Consider the following 15,904-nt stretch of genomic DNA (forward strand, 5'->3'; position numbering starts at 1 on the left):
CCCCTCCCTTCCCCTCCTTCCCCCGCGGGGGGGGGCGCCGGCCCGGGCCCCCCCCCCCCCCGCCACAAGGGCTATCAATGCACGGATGCACAGTGGAGAGACGGCAATGAACATGCAGGTGCGGCAAGCGTGGTGGCGCGACCTTTCAGTACCGGCCCTCGTTGCCGGCTTCATTACTGTGCTGGTCGGCTTCGCCAGTTCGGCCGTCATCGTGTTCCAGGCTGCACAAGCCGTCGGTGCCAACCAGGCACAGATCGCCTCATGGATGTGGGCACTGGGACTGGGCATGGGTGTCACCTGCATCGGGCTGTCGCTGCGCTATCGCGTGCCGGTGGTGACCGCGTGGTCAACCCCGGGCGCGGCGATGCTGGTGGTCGGTGCAGGCGGTGCTTCGCTCGCTGAAGCCACCGGTGCATTCCTGCTCGCTGCGGTGCTTGGCATGCTGGCAGGCTTCTCCGGCATCTTCGCCCGGTTGATGCAGCGGGTGCCGATGGCGCTGGCCGCCGGCATGCTGGCCGGGGTGCTGCTGCGCTTCGGCCTGGACGTGTTCGTGGCCATGAACACCCAACTGGTACTGGCGCTGGCCATGTTCGCCACCTGGCTGGGCGGACGCCGCCTGTTCCCGCGCTATGCGGTCATCGCCACCCTGCTGGTCGGCATCGCGGTGGCGGCCAGCCGTGGCCTGCTGCACGCACAGCAGGTGCAGCTGCAACTGGCAGTACCGCAATGGGTGACCCCATCCCTGTCCTGGACTGCAGTGGCTGGCATCGCCCTGCCCCTGTTCGTGGTCACCATGGCCTCGCAGAACATTCCGGGCGTGGCGGTGATGCGCGCATCCGGCTACGAAGCACCGGTGTCGCCACTGATCGGCTGGATCGGTGTGGTCAACACGCTGCTGGCCCCCTTCGGTGCCTATGCGCTCAACCTCGCTGCAATCACCGCCGCGATCTGCATGGGCCGCGATGCGCATGAGGACCCGGCACGACGCTATACCGCAGCGATGGCGGCCGGCGCCTTCTACATTGTCGTCGGGCTGTTCGGCGCCACCGTGGCCGCACTGTTCGCGGCGTTCCCGAAAGAGCTGGTGGCCTGCGTGGCCGGTATCGCGCTGTTCGGCACCATCGCCAACAGCCTGGCCAGTGCGCTGGCAGTAGAGCGGGACCGCGAGGCGGCACTGGTCACCTTTCTGGTCACCGCCTCGGGCGTCTCGCTGGCCGGCATCGGTTCGGCGTTCTGGGGGCTGGTGGCCGGAGCCCTGTGCCTGCTGGTACTGCGGCCACGCCAGGCCGGCTGATCCGGCCTAACCCGCCAATGCAGCGCCGACCGTACTTAGCACCACCGCGATGACGATGGCGATCAGTGTAGCGACCACGCTGGTGCCGCCGCGTGCAGTCAGCTCGCTGCGCAGCCGTGTGTCATCACCGCCGGTCACGGTACGGGCCTGGGCGATCAGGCGCTGGCAGTGTGCCAGGTACCAGCTGTTGCCAAAGATGCCGGTGGTGATGCTGAGCGCGAAGGTGATGACCAGCGACAGGCCATCCGGCACATCCAGCAAGGTCTCCACCACACTGATCAGCAGCAGCAGGCCAGCCCACATCGCCGCCAGGCGGTACATCTTGCGGTACATCATCCAGATCAGGCCGAGCAGGAAGGCCGGCCAGTGCCAGGTGCCACTGCCCGTGGCGATGCCCTGATCCAGCCGCCAGCGCTGGCGATAGATCGGGAAGTTGCCACCGACCACGCTGGCGTACAAGGCCATCTCGCCCTCCAGCCCGGCAGCCGCAGCCACATCCGGTGCAGCGACCGGCGCACGATAGGGGTCGGACGGATCGCCGACACTCGACGCGATGCCCTCAGCCGCGGGCGCTGCGTCGATATCCAGGACCGGAGCCACCTCGACCTGCGTTGAGGCCTGATCCAGCTCCGCCAACGGCCGCCACGAGGGCATGCCCTCGCACCAGAGCAGCGTTCGCGCCGTGACCGTCCCTTCCCGCTGCAGCTGGCGAAGACCGGCCAGATCCACCGGCCCACTGCTCTGCCTGCCATTGGCGTACCACCATTGTGCTTCCTGCATGTTTTCCGTCCTTGCTACTGCATCGACAAACTGAAACCGCTGCCAGCGCCTACAGCGCGGTACTGGCCAGGGTCTGCACCAGTTGATGGCGCTCACCCGGCGCAAGCGTAATCTGCTCCGGGCCTGCGTTGGCCACTTCCAGGCAAACGTAATCGTGCCAGCCATCGCCGACATCGGCCATTTTCGCTGCCGCCTCCGCACCGGGATTCCAGGCCACCAGCGTCTGGCTGCCTTCGCTGCGGATCTCGATCCGCCGCTGCAGTACGGGATCACGCAGCACGTAATGGCCGCCGGCACCGGTATAGATGCGATCGCTGCGACCGGGGTCACGCGGATCGCGCAATGACCACGGTCCCTGTTGCAGGCGAAGCTGCGCATAGTCCTCGTACTTGTCCAGGTACTGCAGGCCGTCGAGGCCCTCGACCTCGACCTGGTTGGCATCGCCCACCCGGAAATAGCTGTGCAGGGCCTGGGTGAAGGTCACCGGCGAGGTTCCGGTGTTTTCGGTGACGAGCTGCTGACGCAGCTGGCGGCCGATGCGCAACTGCATCTGCAGGCGCAGGCCGGGATCGGCGCAGGGTGCAGGTGCCAACTGCAGCTCGACCTCACCGTCATCGCTCTGGCTGGCCTGCAGAAGCTCCCAACGCGCGGTGCGCACCAGGCCATGCGCGGGCACATCATTGTTCTGGCCCTGGCGGCCGAACCACGGCCAGCACACCGGGACGCCACCGCGGATGGGCGTGGGCAGCTCGGCGCGCGTGGGCGAAAGCCACAGTACATCGGGCTGCCCATCGGGAATGAACGACAGCAGCTGTCCGCCGAACACGCTGATGACCGCCGTCGCGCTGGGGGTGCGCACGTGCCAGGCCTCCAGCCCGTGATACAGGCCGCTGCTGATGTCCGGATCCGACTGCATGCGATGACGCTCCTTGAAGACCGCGGCGATGATGTCGCGGTCAGCGTGCCTGGGGCAAGGCCTTCTGCGCAGCGGGTGCGATGGCGGCCGCCTCTTCCTGCAGCGCGCGCAGGATGCGCTGGCCGGCACGCCCATCGGCATTGGCCCAGCCCAGGCGCTGCTGCTCGGACTGGATCGCGCGACGGGTGGCGGTACCGATCATGCCGTCGGCGGTACCGATGTCGTGGCCACGCGCCAGCAGCAGGGTCTGCAGCTGACGGCGTTCATCGCGGCCGATGCCGGGATCATCGGTCGGCCAGGCGGTGGCCAGCTCATTGCCGCCACGCAGCTGGTCGGCCAGCGTGGCGATCGCCAGCGCATAGCTTTCGGCGGCGTTGTAGCTGTAGATCGCGTCGTAGTTGCGGAACACCAGCAACGCCGGGCCCTTGTTGCCGGCCGGCAGCAGCAGGGCGGCGCGCGCATCCGCCGGCAGGTTGGCCGGAGCCAGCACACTGCCATCCAGCGCGGTCAGGCCCTGCGCACGCCAGTCGGCCAGGGCGCGACGCTGGGTACGTCCGGCCTGGCTGGCGTTGAAGCCAGCGGGAACAAGAACTTCCATGCCCCACGGCTCGCCACTGCGCCAGCCGGCACGCTTGAGGTAGTTGGCAGTGGAGGCCAGCGCATCGGGAATGCTGCCGACCAGATCGCGGCGGCCATCGCCATCACCGTCCACGGCGATGCGTGCGTAGGTGCTGGGCATGAACTGCGTATGCCCGAAGGCACCGGCCCAGGAACCGGTGAGGCCCTGTGCCTGCAGGTCGCCGCGGTCGATCAGCTTGAGCAGTGCCAGCAATTCACCGCGGAAGAAGGGTTGGCGACGGCCGGCGCAGGACAGCGTGGCCAGTGACTGCAGCAGGGGGCGCTTGCCGAACACGCGGCCGTAGTCGCTCTCCACGCCCCAGACCGCGACGATGGTGGCCGGATCGACGCCGTACTGCGCCGACACTCGATCGAGCAGGTCGCGATGCTGCTGCAGCATGGCGCGACCATCAGCCACGCGCTGGCGATCGACCAGCGCGGCCAGGTAGTCCCAGATCGGCGTGGTGAATTCCGGCTGCGCGTCGAGCAGGCCGAGCACGCTGGGGTCCGGGGTGAGGCCGGCGGTGATTTCGTTGAAGCGCTCGGCGCTGATGCCCTGGCTGGCGGCCGTGGCCTGCAGGCCCGAAAGGCAGCGGCTGAAGGCCAGATCGACGCTGGCATCCGGTGCTGCAGGCAGCGCGGGGGGCGAGGCGAGAGCGGCCGCCAGGCCGAGGGTGGTCAGAATGGGCATGGCGTCCTCCGTGTTGCCGTTGCACGGCCATCTTAGGGGTAGCGGTGCTGCAGAACCTGAAGGGGTACCGGCTGGCCGGCCGCCCTAGATGGCACGCAGCAGGCGCAGGCCGTAGGCGGGACTGTCGGCATTCCAGCGCTGCGTGACCTGCAGGCCCGCGTGCTGCAGCAGCGCCTCGAAGCTGTCGTCGGTGTACTTGTGGCTGTACTCCACACGGATCGGTTCGTCGGCGGCGAAGTGGAAGGTGCGGCCGTCCAGATGCATATCCTGCGCCCAGCGGCTGACCAGATCGGTTTCGATGCGCAGCCGCGCGGTGCTGTAGCAGGCACGGTGGTGGAAGCCGTCGAGGTCGAAGTCGCTGCCGATCTCGCGATTGAGCCGGGCCAGCAGGTTGAGAGTGAACGCGGCGGTGACGCCCTGCGCGTCGTTGTAGGCCGCTTCGATCAGAGCCGGGTCCTTGTGCAGATCGATGCCGACCAGGGCCAGGCCGTCGCGGCCCATCGTCTGGCGCATCGCCCGCAGCAGTGCGACCGCGTCTTCGCCTTCAAAGTTGCCCAGCGTGGAACCGGGGAAGAACAGCAGCCGTCGCGCGGGTTCGCGCTCGGGCATGGGAACGGCGACGGGGCGGGTGAAGTCGGCACAGACCGGCAGCATCTCCACCTCCGGCAACGCCGGCGCCAGATGATCGATGCTGGACAGCAGCGCGGCCCGCGAGATTTCAATCGGCGTATAGGCCACCGGGTCGTGAAGTGCGGCCAGCAGCAGCGCGGTCTTGCGTCCGCTGCCGCTGCCCAGCTCCACCACGTGCAGACGCGGGCCAACGCTGCGGGCGATGTCCGGCAGCACACGCTTAAGCAGGGCCAGCTCGGTGCGCGTGGGGTAGTACTCGGGGGTCTGCGTGATCTGCTCGAACAGTCGCGAGCCACGCGCATCGTAGAAGTACTTGGACGGCAGCTGGCGCGGCGTACGTGAGAGTCCGGCCACTACGTCGGAGAGGATCTGCTGCCGCCCGGGGGTGAGATCGGTCAATGCCTGCAGCGCGTCATGCACGGTGCTCATGTGAGGTCCCTGGCCAGGCGCAGCCCGGAGAACTGCCAGCGCGCCGGCGGCATGAAGAAGTTGCGGTAGCTGGCGCGCACATGGCCGCGGGGTGTCGCGCAGCTGCCGCCACGCAGCACCCACTGCCCGCACATGAACTTGCCGTTGTACTCACCGAGGTTGCCGGCGAAGGGACGGAAGCCCGGATAGGCGCCATACGCGCTGTGGGTCCACTCCCAGACATCGCCGAACAGCTGCCGTATTCCACTGCCCTGCGATGCCTGCGGGTGCAGCCGGTCGTCGTCAGCGAAATGGCCGCGCAGCGGCTGCGACGCAGCGGCGGCTTCCCATTCGTACTCGCTGGGCAGGCGCGCGCCGGACCAGCGGGCGCAGGCATCGGCCTCGTAGTAGCTGAGGTGGCAGACCGGCGCGTGCGGATCCAGTTCGCGCCAACCGCCCAGGGTGTACTCGCGCTGCAGGGCGTCATCCCAGTACAGCGGGTGCTGCCAGCCCTCGGCTTCGCGCAGCGCCCAGCCTTCGCTGAGCCACCAGCGCGGTTCGCGATAGCCACCGGCGTCGATGAAGGCCCGATACTCGGCATTGCTGACGGGACGCTCGGCCAATGCGTGCGCGGGGAGCAGCACGCGGTGCGCTGGCGATTCGTTGTCGTAGGCGAACGCGGCCTGCTGCGGCCATGCCGCGGCGCCGACCGTGACGATGCGCTCGGGTGATTCGATCCAGCCCTGCGCACTGGCAGCGCTGGTGGCAGGCTGCAGGTCCTCGCGGTAGGCGGGCTGCAATGGGTTGCACCAGAACGCATGCTTGATGTCGGTGAGCAGCAGTTCCTGGTGCTGCTGCTCGTGCTGCAGGCCCAGCTGCAGATGTTGCAGTGCCTGTTCATCGAGATCGCCCGCCGCCAACCGCGATTGCACCTGCGCATCGACCTGCTGGCGGTAGTCTCGCACCTGCTGCAGCGACGGGCGCGACAGCAACCCGCGCTGTGGCCGCGCATGCGCCGGGCCGATGCTCTTGTAGTAGCTGTTGAACAGGTAGTCCCAGCCCGGGTCATGCGCTGGCGCGGTGCCGAAACCCGCCAGCACGAAGCGTTCGAAGAACCAGGTGGTGTGGGCCAGGTGCCATTTGCTCGGGCTGGCGTCAGCCATGCTCTGCAGCATGGCGTCCTCGGCACTGAGCGGCGCGGCCAACTGCAGGCTGCGCGTCCGTACATGGGCGAACTGGCGGGCGAGATCGTGCTGCGGGGCAGCGACGGCGGCGGGTACGCTGTCCATGTGGGCAGCATCGGCGCTGGATGGTGAGTGCGACGTCATGGTTCGGCATCACTTCGTTCACATGGATGAGCCTGCCGCATTCAAGAAGCCACCACGAACGCCGCTAACGGCAATGCTGCGGCCGCGTCGTCACCGCGCTGGAATTCCTGCTTGCCCCTGCATCCGCTCCGCCAGCCTGCGCATTACCTGTTCGTGCTGCCTGCCGTGCTGGTTGCCGTGGTGGTGTGGACCGCATTGGATACCGCAGACGTGGCCAGCCCGGCGCAGCGCATCCTGCCCTGGCTGCTGGCCTGCCTCGGTGCCGGCCTGGCCCTGCTCTACCACCAGGTGCGCACGTTGTGCCTGCTGATGGTTGTGGCGGTGATGTTCGCGCTGCTGCACCAGGACGTCGCTGGCTACCTGCGCAATGGCCATGTCACCACGCTGACACCGCTGCGCTTCCACGCCATCTCGGCCTGGTTGCCGCTGTTGTCTGCCGGCCTTGCGTTGTGGCCGGAGCGCGGACGGCGGCGCCAGGACCTGCTGCTGCGCGGTATTGCCAGCGGCACCGCGGTGATGATCTTCCTGCTGCTAGCCACACAGCAGCCGCGCGGCATGCACGATCTGCTGTCGAACCGTCACTGGGCCTGGATTCCCGCCGACTGGAACGCGCTGGCGCAGCTGCCGGCGCTGCTGTTCCTGCTGGCGACCGCAGCGTTGGGCTGGCAGGCGTGGCGGCATCCTCGGCCACTGCACACGGCGATGCTGCTGGCCCTGCTGTGCCTGTGGTGGATGCTGCCGCGGATCTTCCTGCACCCTGTACTGCTGCCGGCGCTGAGCAGCGCCGCCCTGCTGCTGATGCTGGGCGCGATGCTGCAGGAGTCCTTCCACATGGCCTTCCGCGATGAGTTGACCGGCCTGCCGGGGCGACGGGCATTCAACGAGACCCTGCAGCGGGCACGCGGCACCTACAGCATCGCGATGGTGGACGTGGACCACTTCAAATCATTCAACGACACCCATGGCCACGACACCGGAGACGATGTACTGCGCCTGGTGGCCTCGCGGCTGGCGCGGGTGGGCGACGGTGGCCGTGCATTCCGCTATGGCGGTGAGGAGTTCGCGGTGGTGTTCCTGGACCGCCCTGCGGCGGCCTGCATGGATGCCGTGGAGGCGCTGCGGCAGAGCATCGAGGAGACCCGCATGCAGCTGCGCGACCGCAGCACCCGCAGCCGCGATGACGAAGCCGGCCGCCAGCAGCGCGGACGCGGTGGCAGCGGCCAGGTGGTACAGGTGACAGTGAGCATCGGCCTGGCCGACAGCCATGTGGATCCGCGCCCGATGGCGGTGGTCAAGGCCGCCGACCAGGCGCTGTACGTGGCCAAGGACGGGGGGCGCAACCAGGTGCACGCACATGCCGGCCAGCGCGTGCTGGCCGTGCGTGGCGGCTGAGGCTCAGACCGCGTCGAGGTAGTACCAGCGGCCGTCGATGCGCTGGAAGCGGCTGTGTTCGGTCATCTTGACCGCACTGCCGCCGCCGACGCGATAGCGCGCGGTGAAGCGGACATCGGCGCTATCGGCACCGGTGACGGTGTGCTCGTGCACGGTCAGGCCCAGCCAATGGGTACGCTGGCCGGGTGCTTCATCCAGTGACAGCTCGGCCGGACGCGTGTCCGGGTGCCAGCTCTGGCGCAGGTAGTCAGCCAGACCGCGCACGTAGGCGCTGTAACGCGAACGCATCAGGCGCTCGGCGTCGGGCGCGGCTTCACCGGTGTGGAAACGGCCGCAGCAGGCGGCATAGTCGGCGGGCAGGCCACAGGGACAGGGATCGGCGGGTTTTCGGCTCATGCCGGCATTGTCGCCGGGTTGCGCGGATTGATCCACGCGCGGCACGGGCCAGCTGAAGCAGGACAGGCGTATGCTGTCGCGCCCCCACCTTGATTGATCGCCGTGCTGGAACTGGTTCCCCCTGAGTTGTGGTGGCTGGTGGTGATCGCCTTCATCGCCGGTCTTGTGGATGCCGCCGTGGGTGGCGGTGGCCTGGTGCAGCTGCCCGGCCTGTTCACGGTGCTGCCGCAGCAGACGCCGGCGATGCTGTTCGGTACCAACAAGTTCAGTTCGATGTTCGGCACCGGTGCGGCTGCCTGGCGCTATGCGCGCAACGTGCGCTTCCCGTGGAAGCCGGTGCTGTTCGCGGCCGGCACCGCCTTCATCTTCTCCTTCGCCGGGGCCACCGCGGTGAGCCTGCTGCCCAAGGACGCGGTGCGCCCACTGGTGCTGGTGCTGCTGATCGCGATGCTGGCCTACACGTTGTGGAAAAAGGACTTCGGTGCGCTGCACCGGCCGCAGGAGATCGGCCGCCGCGAGCTGGTGATCGCGCTGGCGATCGGTGCAGCGATCGGCTTCTACGATGGCTTCTTCGGGCCGGGCACCGGCAGCTTCCTGATCTTCCTGTTCGTGCGCTTCTTCGGCCTGGATTTCCTGCGCGCGTCGGCCGCGTCGAAGGTGGTGAACCTGGCGACCAATGTGGCGGCGATCTCGTTCTTCGTGCCGACCGGCAACATCCTTTGGCTGTTCGCGCTGCCGATGGCGGCGGCCAACATCATCGGTTCGGTGGTGGGCACGCGGTTGGCGCTGAAGGGCGGCACGCCGTTCATCCGCAAGCTGTTCGTGGGGCTGGTGGTGGTGCTGATCGCGCGGATGGCGTGGGATACGGTCCGCGGCGCGTGAGGGCGGTTGTCGGCCAGCGGCCGGCACTACCGGGTCATGAACCCCGCCCATGGGTAGTGCCGGCCGCTGGCCGGCATTCCCATTCAATCGGCCGGGTCAGGCCTCCGCTTCTTCCGGTTCGTTGGCCTGCTGGCGGCTGCGCTCGGGCAGCTTCAGGCGCTTGCCTTCTTCGTCGTACTCGATCAGCAGCACGCCGGAGTCGTGGCGGCCGCTGATTTCGACGAAGCAGGCACCGCCGATGAACGGTTCCAGCGTCATCACCGACTTCAGCGGGGTGGCCACCACCATCTGGAAGCCGAAGTTGTCGAAGATGTTCATCGCCAGTGCGGTGAACTCGTTGTCGGCCTTGTCGAAGGCTTCGTCAAGCACGACCGCGGCGTAGCTGGGCAGCTGGCTGTCAGCGCCGCCGAGCTGGTAGCGCAGTGCCGCAGCCAGGCAGGTGGTGGCCAGTTTCTGGCGCTGGCCGCCGGACTTGCCGGCGCCGCTGCGGTAGATCTCGACCTGCTGGCGCGTTTCCGCATCCAGCTCGACGCCGATGAACTCCACGTGCATGCGCACGTCCAGCACCAGTTCGCGCCAGCGCTTGTCTTCGCCTTCCTGTGAACCCAGGCGGTTGACCAGCTGGCGCAGCACGGTGAACTGCGATTCGGCCAGCTCGCGCTGCTCGGTCTGCTGCTGCGACAGCACCTCGCGCAGCTGCAGGTGGAACTCACCGACTTCCGGCAGGCGGCGGTCGCTCAGTTCAATGGTCAGCAGCGTGCCACGGTTGAACGGCACCTGTTCCAGGCTGGCGTTCACCTCGTCCAGGCGCTGGCCGATCGACTTGCGGGCCTCGGCGCTGTGGCGCTGCAGGGCCAGCAGGTTGTTCTTGCTCTGGTTCTGCAGCAGATCGAAGAAGCGCTCTTCGTGCTGCGGCAGGCCGTCGCGCTCCAGGCGTTCGAGGCGGGCGAGGAAGTCCTCGGCCGAGGCCACCGAGACGGTGAAGTCGCCCGATTCCTCCGGCCACTGCTGGATGAAGCGACGGAAGCAACCGATCAGCTGGTTCTCGATGCGGTTGAGGTCCTGCTGCGAGGACGACAGCTGCTCGTTCAGCGCGTTGCTGACCTGGCGCATGTGCGCCTCCAGCGTTTCCAGGCTGAGCGGGCCCTGCTCCTGCAGGCGCTCGGCGAGCCCGGCTTCCTGCTCCTGGGCCAGGCTCGGCAGCACCAGCGCACGGCTCTGCTGGCGGGCGCGGTCGAGGCGATCGCGCTCCTTGACCAGCTGGCCGCGCTCGACGCGGACGTCCTCATAGGTGCGGCGGGACTGCTCGATGTCGGCGCGCACGGCGTCGATCTGCTTGGCCAGCTTGGCCAGATCGGCATTGCCTTCGCGCAGGTCACGCAGGGTGGCCTCGATGTCGCTCAGGCGCTGCTGCGGAGCGGCGATGTCGATCTCGTTCCAGCTGATGCTGACCAGCTCGTGGCAGGCCAGGCGGCGTTCGTTGTCGCGGTCACGCTGGCCGCGCAGGCGCGCGATGTCAGTCTCGCAGCTGGCGATGCGCTTGGCCAGTTCCTGTGCTTCGCGCTCGAAGGCGCCCACCTTGTCGTGGTTGTTGAAGCCGAGGATCCAGCGGCGGCGGTCGCCTACCGCGCTGCGGTCGTCCTTCTCGAAACGGTCGCCCGGATGCTTGACCTGGCCTTCGCGGGTGATGCCGCGGTCGACGTTGCGCAGCTGCTTGGCATCCACGCATTCGTAGTCAAAGCGCTTGCCGAGCTCGCGCCGCAGCCAGCTTTCGAACACATGCTCGCGCAGCTCCAGCTTGTGCAGCAGCGACTTCGCCGACGGCTCGCGCGCGAACGCATCATCGTTGCGGCGCACGCGGTAGTAGGTGAAGCGCATGCCCAGGTGAGTGCGGTTCACCCACTCGGCGACGTCGTTGTAGTGCTTGTCATCGACCAGCAGCGACAGCGCGAAGCCGCCCAGCACACGTTCGATGGCGCCCTGCCAGCCCTGCTCTTCCGAGCGGACCTGGATCAGCTCGCCGACGAACGGCAGCGCCGCTTCGGCGATGCCGGTTTCCTCGGCCAGGCGCGCGCGCAGCTTCTGCATCGGCGCCGGAATGTTGGACGGCGTGCGCTGCATCGCTTCGAGTTCGACGCGTACTTCACCGAAGCGGCGCTCGTCATCGCGCTTGCCGCCGAGGCGATCGCTGATCGCATCGTCCAGTGCCGCCGAGGCACGCTGGCGGTCCTGCAGTTCGTTCTGTGCGCGCTCGACCAGCTCGGCGAAACCATGGGCATCGTCGGGCAGTTCGGCCTGCAGCTGCTGTGCCGCCTCCTGGGCCTGGTCACGCTTGGCCTTGCGGCGGTCGCGCTCGGCTTCGGCGCGGCCCTGCTCGCGCTCCAGTTCCTCGATGCGCTCACCGCCCTGCTGGCGGCGCTGCAGTTCCAGTTCGGCCAGGCGCTCGGTGTGGTTGTCGAGCGCGGCGCGGCGCTGGGCCTCTTCGCCGAGCAGGCCACGGTCACGCACGTCCATCTCGCGCAGGCGCGCTTCGATCAGCGCCTGGCGGCGGCTTTCGCGGAAGCTGTCGACGCCGAGCTTCAGTGCTTCGTCGTCGCCACGCTGGCGGTGCATCTCTTTCAGATCGTTGTAGTAGGCGCGTGCCGGCAACAGGGTTTCCACCTGGCGGCGCGCGGTGACCACGGCCTGGTGCGCGCCATCGAGCTCGGCGAAGTCGCTGACCAGGCGCTCGGCGGCGTCGAAGGTCTTCGGCGTGTCGAGCATGAAGTCGCGCAGGAAGACGTTGAGGTCGCCCAGGTTCTTCGCCGACTGCGTCTTGTGCAGCAGGCGCAGCGCCATTTCGTTGTCGATACCGAGCAGGTCGCGGAAGCGCTCGGCGTAGCCGGAGAAGGTGTCGAAGTGGTGCAGGTCGGACAGCTTCTGCTTGAGCTTGCGCAGGTCCAGGTCGAAGCCGCCGAGATCCTTGGCGATGTCGAACGGACGCTCGGCGATCATGTAGTGCTTGCGCACGTCGCCGGCCGAGGTGCCGTTGCCGGAGATCCACAGCAGGCGCACCAGGCTGACCACGCGGCCATCGCCGGCGCGGTACTCCAGCACCAGTGCGGTCCAGGTCGCGCCCTTGCGCAGGTACTGGGTAGCGATTTCGCCGGTGCCGCTGTCCTGCTGGTCGGCCCACGCGCCACGCACGTAGGACACCAGGTTGCGGTCGCGGCCGCTGCGCTCGGCTTCACGCGCGGCGGCGTTGAAGTCGACGATGGCCGGCGGCGTCAGCAGCGCGGACATGGCATCGAGCAGGGTCGACTTGCCCGAGCCGGAACGGCCGACGAACAGGAAGCCGCGCTCGGCGATCGGCACTTCGGTCAGGCCGTTGAAGGTGCCCCAGTTGTGCACCTGCAGGCGGCGCATGCGGAACTGCTGCAGGCGCGGGTCCGGCAGGCCTTCGTTGAACAGTGCGGGAGTGTGCTTGGAGATAGCCATGCGATGGTCGGGTCTCTCAGGCCTCGGCGGCCGGGGTTTCGCGCAGCTGGCGGTACACCGCCGAAAGCTGGGACACGTCTTCGGCGGAGAACAGCAGCTTCAGCGCCGGCGAGACTTCGTGGCGGTCTTCCTGGCCGCTGAGGCGGGTCAGGATGTGGTTGTCCTTCATCTTCTGCACCGCCGAGGCGACGCGGCGGTTGAAGCCGGCGCGGTCGGTGGACAGGTTCTTCTCGTAGATGGCCAGCGCTTCGGCCATCTCGGCGTCGGCGACCACCGCGCGGTTGCCGCGCGCATCGGCCTCGGCCAGCTGCTGGCGCAGGTACAGCAGCAGCACCGAATCGATGAAGGTCAGCGGCGAGGTGCGCAGCAGCACCGGCGCATCCACGTCTTCGGTATCGGCCTGGCGGGTGAACGCCACGCCGCTGTCACGGTCGAGCACCAGTTCCAGGAACAGGTCCGCCAGCGACGAGCGGATGGCCGCCTCGCTGCGGATCAGCGCCGGCCACAGCTTGGCGTGGCGCAGCTGGTCGATGCTGGGGCCGATCAGCAGCTGGCACAGCGCGCGGCGCGCATCCAGCGGCAGGCGCCCGGTATCGCCGAGGTAATACACGTCGTTGCCACGGCGGGACTGCGCCACGGCCGCCACCGGCTCGGCCTCGTAGGCGTCTTCCGCCACGTCGGCCTGGGCTGCGTCGATGGGATCTTCATGCCAGCTCATGGCGTCTCTCCTGGGTGAACCAAACCAGCGGGATGCGGGCGCGACGGACCTGGCCGTCGCCACCACGCCATTCGGCAAGCTCCTGCTCGCCGGCGATCACATTGCCGAAGCGCGTGCCCAGCGACAGGTAGCCGATGACGCTGCCCAGGCCCTGCGGCGCTTCACGCTGCGACAGGGCCTGGGCGATGCTGAGCCGCGGCTGTGCATCGAGCAGGTCGTGCAGGTCGCGGCGCAGGGTGCGGAAGTCGATTTCGGATGAAGCGACCAGATCGCCGACGCTTTCCAGGCTGATCGCGGCCGCGTCGTTGTACTCGACGTTGCCATCGACCTGGGCACTGCGTGGATCGTGCAGCCTCCACTGCGACCACGAGCGCAGGCGGCTGGTGGTCAGCTGCAGGTCACGGCCGATGCCGCGCTGTGCGGGGAACTCGTCGCGCAGTGCCAGCGCTTCGGACTGCGCCTGCTTCAGCAACTGGTTGAGGCGGCGCTGTTCCAGGTAGCCACGGCTCTGCACGAAGCCGCGCAGGCTGCGCGCGAAGTTCTGCAGCACATCGTGTACCTGGCCACCGCGCTCGAGCATGGTGCTGGTGAAGCCGCGCAGGAAGTTGCGCTCGTTGCGGTCCAGGCGGCGCGCAAAGCCACGCGCCAGCACCGCCTCCAGCGCAGCATCAAGCTGTGCGCTCTGTTCGGCGTCGTTGAGCAGTCGCCAGAACGCCTGGAAGCTGCGGCCGGCATCGCTCTCGCCGATCACATCCACGCCTTCGAACAGCTGCGACAGCACATCGCCGCGCTCGCCCTCATCGTCGATGATGCGTTCGCGGAAATCGCGGTTGAGCTGCTCGAAGTCGTCGCGCACGCGGCGGAAGTCCTCGGTCAGCTCGTCGGCCAGGCCGATGATCTGGCGCGCACGTTCCAGCGCGCGCTTGCCATCCAGCGCGATCACACGGCCGGCACCAACGCGGGCGATCTCGGCGTCGATGCGGTCGCGCTCGTCGCGCAGCGCCGACAGGCGCGCATCCGGATCGGACTCGGTCTGCGCGGCCAGCTGCGAGAGCTGTTCGATGACCAGCGCCAGGCGGCTTTCGGTGGCAGCCACGCGGGCCTGCTCCAGGCCATCGGCGAAGCGGATCGCCTGCAGTGCCGCGGTCGACAGCTCGTACTGCTCCTGGTCGGCACCTTCGGGCAGGCGGCGTTCCAGCCAACCCTGGGCCAGCCAGTGCGCGATGTAGGCCTGCGCGGTACGCGGCAGGTCGCGCGACAGTTCGTCGCCGTTGAGCTGGTCCAGCGCACGTTGCAGGCGCTCGTTGAGCACCGACGACGACAGCGTGCGCTCGCCGTCCATCAGCAGCCCCTGCAGCAGGCCGATGATTTCCGGAGCGTGGTCGGCGGCGAGCAGCTTCCACTGGGGCTGTTCGCGCAGATGGCGGTAACGGGAGATGCGTTCGCGATGCTTCATGCAGCGAAAGAGGTCTGTTGGGCTGACAGGGACGAGCCGCCACGCACGGCTGCCGCGCGGGCAGCCGTGGGCATGCCGGCCCGCAGCGGCCGGCGGGGTGCGGGCAAGCGGCTCAGCGCTTGCCGCCCACTTCGATGAAGCGCAGGAACTCGGCGCGGGTACGCGCGTCGTCGCGGAAGCTGCCCAGCATCTTGGAGGTAACCATGCTGACGCCGCGCTTGTGGATGCCGCGGGTGGTCATGCATTCGTGGGCGCCTTCGACGACCACGCCGACACCGATCGGCTGCAGCACATCCTGGATGCACTGGGCGATCTGCGCGGTCATCTTCTCCTGCACCTGGAAACGGCGGGCATAGGCTTCGACGACGCGGGCCAGCTTGCTGATGCCCACCACCTTGCCGGCCGGCAGGTAGCCGACGTGCACGCGGCCGATGATCGGCGCCATGTGGTGTTCGCAGTGGCTTTCGTACTCGATGTCGCGCAGGACGATCAGTTCGTCATAGCCGGCCACTTCCTCGAAGGTCCGCTCCATGTAGGCGCGCGGGTCGTCGCGGTAACCGCTGAACCAGTCGCCATAGGCTTCGGCAACACGGCGGGGGGTATCCAGCAGGCCTTCACGGGACGGGTCCTCACCGGCCCAGCGCAGCAGGGTGCGCACGGCATCCTCGGCCTGGTCCTGGGTCACGTCGCCCTGCGGGGCGGCCTTTTCGTTGTTCTTGCTCATTGCGTACAGCGTCCCGAACGGGGGGCGAGCATCGTACCCGACCGGGGGGTGGGTCGTCCTGTTGGGACGGTTCATCGGGGGGTCGTTGTTGGCGCGTCGTTGCTGTCGGCCTGGAGGGGGGGGGGGGGGGGGGGGGGGGGGCGCCGGGAACCAGGGGAGTGGGGGGGGGGGGGGGGAGAAAAGGGGCGACCGAG

General features: G+C 68.2%; 11 protein-coding genes and 1 pseudogene. 3 read left to right on the top strand and 9 right to left on the bottom strand.

Annotated features, from left to right (window positions below):
* Nucleotides 1-106: 106 nt before the first annotated feature.
* On the top strand, nt 107-1,294 hold the full coding sequence (locus ABE423_RS18485; RefSeq protein WP_125895934.1) for a benzoate/H(+) symporter BenE family transporter: 1,188 nt from the start codon (nt 107-109) through the stop codon (nt 1,292-1,294).
* A gap of 6 nt (nt 1,295-1,300) precedes the next feature.
* On the opposite strand, the gene ABE423_RS18490 is transcribed toward ABE423_RS18485, so the two are convergent.
* The 4 genes and pseudogenes from ABE423_RS18490 to egtB all read right to left on the bottom strand — a co-directional run bounded on the left by ABE423_RS18490 (nt 1,301) and on the right by egtB (nt 6,626).
* Nucleotides 1,301-2,074 (bottom strand): DUF2628 domain-containing protein, encoded by a 774-nt coding sequence (locus ABE423_RS18490; RefSeq protein ID WP_125895935.1) that lies wholly within the window; start codon nt 2,072-2,074, stop codon nt 1,301-1,303.
* A 49-nt stretch (nt 2,075-2,123) separates the two neighbouring features.
* A pseudogene (locus tag ABE423_RS18495) lies at nt 2,124-4,299 on the bottom strand (lytic murein transglycosylase).
* 84 nt (nt 4,300-4,383) lie between these two features.
* Nucleotides 4,384-5,358, bottom strand: coding sequence for an L-histidine N(alpha)-methyltransferase (egtD, locus tag ABE423_RS18500; protein ID WP_125895937.1), 975 nt, complete (start codon nt 5,356-5,358; stop codon nt 4,384-4,386).
* Nucleotides 5,355-6,626, bottom strand: coding sequence for an ergothioneine biosynthesis protein EgtB (gene egtB / locus ABE423_RS18505; RefSeq protein ID WP_125895938.1), 1,272 nt, complete (start codon nt 6,624-6,626; stop codon nt 5,355-5,357). The genes egtD and egtB overlap by 4 nt, the downstream gene beginning before the upstream one ends.
* Before the next feature lie 150 nt (nt 6,627-6,776).
* Between egtB and ABE423_RS18510 the strand changes: the two genes are divergently transcribed.
* Nucleotides 6,777-8,057: a GGDEF domain-containing protein gene (locus tag ABE423_RS18510; RefSeq protein ID WP_125895939.1), complete on the top strand. Its 1,281-nt coding sequence runs from the start codon at nt 6,777-6,779 to the stop codon at nt 8,055-8,057.
* A 3-nt stretch (nt 8,058-8,060) separates the two neighbouring features.
* Here ABE423_RS18510 and ABE423_RS18515 read toward each other — a convergent pair whose 3' ends face one another.
* Entirely contained in the window at nt 8,061-8,453 is a 393-nt protein-coding gene (locus ABE423_RS18515; RefSeq protein WP_125895940.1) for a YchJ family protein, read from the bottom strand.
* A gap of 102 nt (nt 8,454-8,555) precedes the next feature.
* On the opposite strand from ABE423_RS18515, the gene ABE423_RS18520 reads away from it, so the two are divergent.
* Nucleotides 8,556-9,335: a TSUP family transporter gene (locus ABE423_RS18520; protein WP_346487095.1), complete on the top strand. Its 780-nt coding sequence runs from the start codon at nt 8,556-8,558 to the stop codon at nt 9,333-9,335.
* 96 nt (nt 9,336-9,431) lie between these two features.
* Here the strand turns inward: ABE423_RS18520 and ABE423_RS18525 are convergent, their stop codons facing one another.
* The 4 genes from ABE423_RS18525 to folE all read right to left on the bottom strand — a co-directional run bounded on the left by ABE423_RS18525 (nt 9,432) and on the right by folE (nt 15,710).
* Nucleotides 9,432-12,812, bottom strand: coding sequence for an SbcC/MukB-like Walker B domain-containing protein (locus tag ABE423_RS18525; protein ID WP_125895897.1), 3,381 nt, complete (start codon nt 12,810-12,812; stop codon nt 9,432-9,434).
* Nucleotides 12,813-12,828: 16 nt separating this feature from the next.
* Nucleotides 12,829-13,530: a DUF4194 domain-containing protein gene (locus ABE423_RS18530; protein ID WP_121504948.1), complete on the bottom strand. Its 702-nt coding sequence runs from the start codon at nt 13,528-13,530 to the stop codon at nt 12,829-12,831.
* Nucleotides 13,517-14,986, bottom strand: coding sequence for a DUF3375 domain-containing protein (locus ABE423_RS18535; RefSeq protein WP_107380760.1), 1,470 nt, complete (start codon nt 14,984-14,986; stop codon nt 13,517-13,519). Before ABE423_RS18535 ends, ABE423_RS18530 begins: the two co-directional genes overlap by 14 nt.
* A gap of 112 nt (nt 14,987-15,098) precedes the next feature.
* The gene (gene folE, locus ABE423_RS18540; protein ID WP_004141296.1) at nt 15,099-15,710 is read right to left on the bottom strand and encodes a GTP cyclohydrolase I FolE; all 612 of its coding nucleotides are present in this window, start codon (nt 15,708-15,710) and stop codon (nt 15,099-15,101) included.
* Between the last annotated feature and the right edge of the window lie 194 nt (nt 15,711-15,904).

Source organism: Stenotrophomonas sp. TWI1409, assembly GCF_039673015.1.
GTDB lineage: Bacteria > Pseudomonadota > Gammaproteobacteria > Xanthomonadales > Xanthomonadaceae > Stenotrophomonas > Stenotrophomonas maltophilia_A.

Coding starts and splice junctions, on each gene's coding strand:
- ABE423_RS18515 (WP_125895940.1), bottom strand. CDS start 8,453: ATGAGCCGAAAACCCGCCGATCCCTGTCCCTGTGGCCTGCCCGCCGAC.
- ABE423_RS18535 (WP_107380760.1), bottom strand. CDS start 14,986: ATGAAGCATCGCGAACGCATCTCCCGTTACCGCCATCTGCGCGAACAG.
- ABE423_RS18490 (WP_125895935.1), bottom strand. CDS start 2,074: ATGCAGGAAGCACAATGGTGGTACGCCAATGGCAGGCAGAGCAGTGGG.
- folE (WP_004141296.1), bottom strand. CDS start 15,710: ATGAGCAAGAACAACGAAAAGGCCGCCCCGCAGGGCGACGTGACCCAG.
- ABE423_RS18530 (WP_121504948.1), bottom strand. CDS start 13,530: ATGAGCTGGCATGAAGATCCCATCGACGCAGCCCAGGCCGACGTGGCG.
- ABE423_RS18485 (WP_125895934.1), top strand. CDS start 107: ATGAACATGCAGGTGCGGCAAGCGTGGTGGCGCGACCTTTCAGTACCG.
- egtB (WP_125895938.1), bottom strand. CDS start 6,626: ATGGACAGCGTACCCGCCGCCGTCGCTGCCCCGCAGCACGATCTCGCC.
- ABE423_RS18525 (WP_125895897.1), bottom strand. CDS start 12,812: ATGGCTATCTCCAAGCACACTCCCGCACTGTTCAACGAAGGCCTGCCG.
- egtD (WP_125895937.1), bottom strand. CDS start 5,358: ATGAGCACCGTGCATGACGCGCTGCAGGCATTGACCGATCTCACCCCC.